The organism is Hoeflea sp. YIM 152468 (genome assembly GCF_029210485.1).
GTDB lineage: Bacteria > Pseudomonadota > Alphaproteobacteria > Rhizobiales > Rhizobiaceae > Hoeflea.
Genome location: NZ_JARGET010000007.1, coordinates 1 through 2,500, shown reverse-complemented (window position 1 = coordinate 2,500; position 2,500 = coordinate 1). Strand labels below are relative to the sequence as shown.

Below are 2,500 nucleotides of genomic sequence, written 5' to 3'. Positions count from 1 at the left end.
GGCTAAGTGGGAAAGGATGTGAGACTCCCAAAACAACCAGGATGTTGGCTTAGAAGCAGCCATCATTTAAAGAAAGCGTAACAGCTCACTGGTCTAAATAAGGGGTTTTGCGCCGAAAATGTACCGGGGCTAAAGCCATGCACCGAAGCTGAGGATGTGCACGCAAGTGCACGTGGTAGCGGAGCGTTCTGTAAGTCTGTGAAGGCGGACCCGTGAGGGCTGCTGGAGATATCAGAAGTGCGAATGTTGACATGAGTAACGATAAAGGGAGTGAGAGACTCCCTCGCCGAAAGACCAAGGGTTCCTGCTTAAAGTTAATCTGAGCAGGGTGAGCCGGCCCCTAAGGCGAGGCCGAAAGGCGTAGTCGATGGGAACCACGTTAATATTCGTGGGCCTGGTGGTAGTGACGGATCTCGTGTGTTGTATCTCCTTATTGGATTGGAGGTGCAGCGAAGAGGTTCCAGGAAATAGCTCCACCGTATAGACCGTACCCGAAACCGACACAGGTGGTCAGGTAGAGAATACCAAGGCGCTTGAGAGAACTGCGTTGAAGGAACTCGGCAAATTGCACGCGTAACTTCGGAAGAAGCGTGACCCTTTTTTACGCAAGTGGAAGAGGGTGGCACAGACCAGGGGGTAGCGACTGTTTATCAAAAACACAGGGCTCTGCGAAGTCGCAAGACGACGTATAGGGCCTGACGCCTGCCCGGTGCTGGAAGGTTAAGAGGAGAGGTGCAAGCTTTGAATCGAAGCCCCAGTAAACGGCGGCCGTAACTATAACGGTCCTAAGGTAGCGAAATTCCTTGTCGGGTAAGTTCCGACCTGCACGAATGGCGTAACGACTTCCCCGCTGTCTCCAACGCAGACTCAGTGAAATTGAATTCCCCGTGAAGATGCGGGGTTCCTGCGGTCAGACGGAAAGACCCCGTGCACCTTTACTATAGCTTTACACTGGCATTCGCCAAGGCATGTGTAGGATAGGTGGTAGGCTTTGAAGCGTGGGCGCCAGCTCGCGTGGAGCCATCCTTGAAATACCACCCTTATCTTCGTGGATGTCTAACCGCGGTCCGTTATCCGGATCCGGGACAGTGTATGGTGGGTAGTTTGACTGGGGCGGTCGCCTCCGAAAGAGTAACGGAGGCGCGCGATGGTAGGCTCAGACCGGTCGGAAATCGGTCGACGAGTGCAATGGCATAAGCCTGCCTGACTGCGAGACTGACAAGTCGAGCAGAGACGAAAGTCGGTCATAGTGATCCGGTGGTCCCGCGTGGAAGGGCCATCGCTCAACGGATAAAAGGTACGCCGGGGATAACAGGCTGATGACCCCCAAGAGTCCATATCGACGGGGTTGTTTGGCACCTCGATGTCGGCTCATCGCATCCTGGGGCTGGAGCAGGTCCCAAGGGTTTGGCTGTTCGCCAATTAAAGCGGTACGTGAGCTGGGTTCAGAACGTCGTGAGACAGTTCGGTCCCTATCTGCCGTGGGTGTAGGAATATTGATGGGATCTGTCCCTAGTACGAGAGGACCGGGATGGACGTATCTCTGGTGGACCTGTTGTCGTGCCAACGGCATAGCAGGGTAGCTATATACGGAATGGATAACCGCTGAAAGCATCTAAGCGGGAAACCGACCCAAAAACGAGTATTCCCTGAGAGTCGTGGAAGACTACCACGTTGATAGGCTGGGTGTGGAAGCGCAGTAATGTGTGAAGCTTACCAGTACTAATAGCTCGATCGGCTTGATCGTTCTCATTGCTTGTGTCCATCTTGAAGTGCAAAGCACTTCAACAATGACATGTCCTCACGGATGAGCGGCGCAAAAGCGCCTATCCTCCGGATGGGGCGGCCAAGAATGGCCGGCGCGCAGTCGCGCTTGCAGAGCCTTGCTCTGGTTCCTTGCTCCTGAAGCCCAGGGGAAAGGAACTCGAAGCATCCGCTTCGCAAGGGCAAGTGCCCGTCGCCAAAGATTTGGCGCGCCGTCTGCAGCGCAGCAATCGTCAGATTGCGGCAGCGTGAAGACAAAACAGACGTGTTCAAAGACAAAAGGGCCTAGCCTCCCGCCAGCTTCTCACTCAACTTGCACATGCAGCCATGTGCAATGTTGCGCTTTGCCGACCTGGTGGTCATGGCGGGGCGGCTGCACCCGTTCCCATTCCGAACACGGCCGTGAAACGCCCCTGCGCCGATGGTACTTCGTCTCAAGACGCGGGAGAGTAGGTCGCTGCCAGGTCTGCAAAGCGCAACATATTTATCTTCTCGAATTTACGAAACTTGGACCAGCCGCGGGTCGCACGTCGCGGCCCGTTTTTTGCTTTTACGCCTTGAGCGCATCCGCTCAAGGCTTGTCGCGGGGTGGAGCAGCCCGGTAGCTCGTCAGGCTCATAACCTGAAGGTCGCAGGTTCAAATCCTGCCCCCGCAACCAAATCCCCTAACCTCCACACCCATGTCGCTGGCGCAAAAGCTTGGCTTTTGCTGGCGAAGCAGCTCGTCGTCCTGCGG

Annotated in this window: 1 tRNA gene and 2 rRNA genes (1 of these 3 cut by a window edge); all 3 read left to right on the top strand. The window is 55.4% G+C overall.

Annotation, left to right across the window (positions count from 1 at the left end):
- A 23S ribosomal RNA gene (locus PZ897_RS04135) occupies positions 1-1,747 on the top strand; it begins 1,152 nt to the left of the window's first position.
- A 368-nt stretch (positions 1,748-2,115) separates the two neighbouring features.
- Positions 2,116-2,230, top strand: a 5S ribosomal RNA gene (gene rrf, locus PZ897_RS04130).
- A gap of 116 nt (positions 2,231-2,346) precedes the next feature.
- A tRNA-Met gene (locus tag PZ897_RS04125) sits at positions 2,347-2,423 on the top strand.
- Positions 2,424-2,500: the final 77 nt, after the last annotated feature.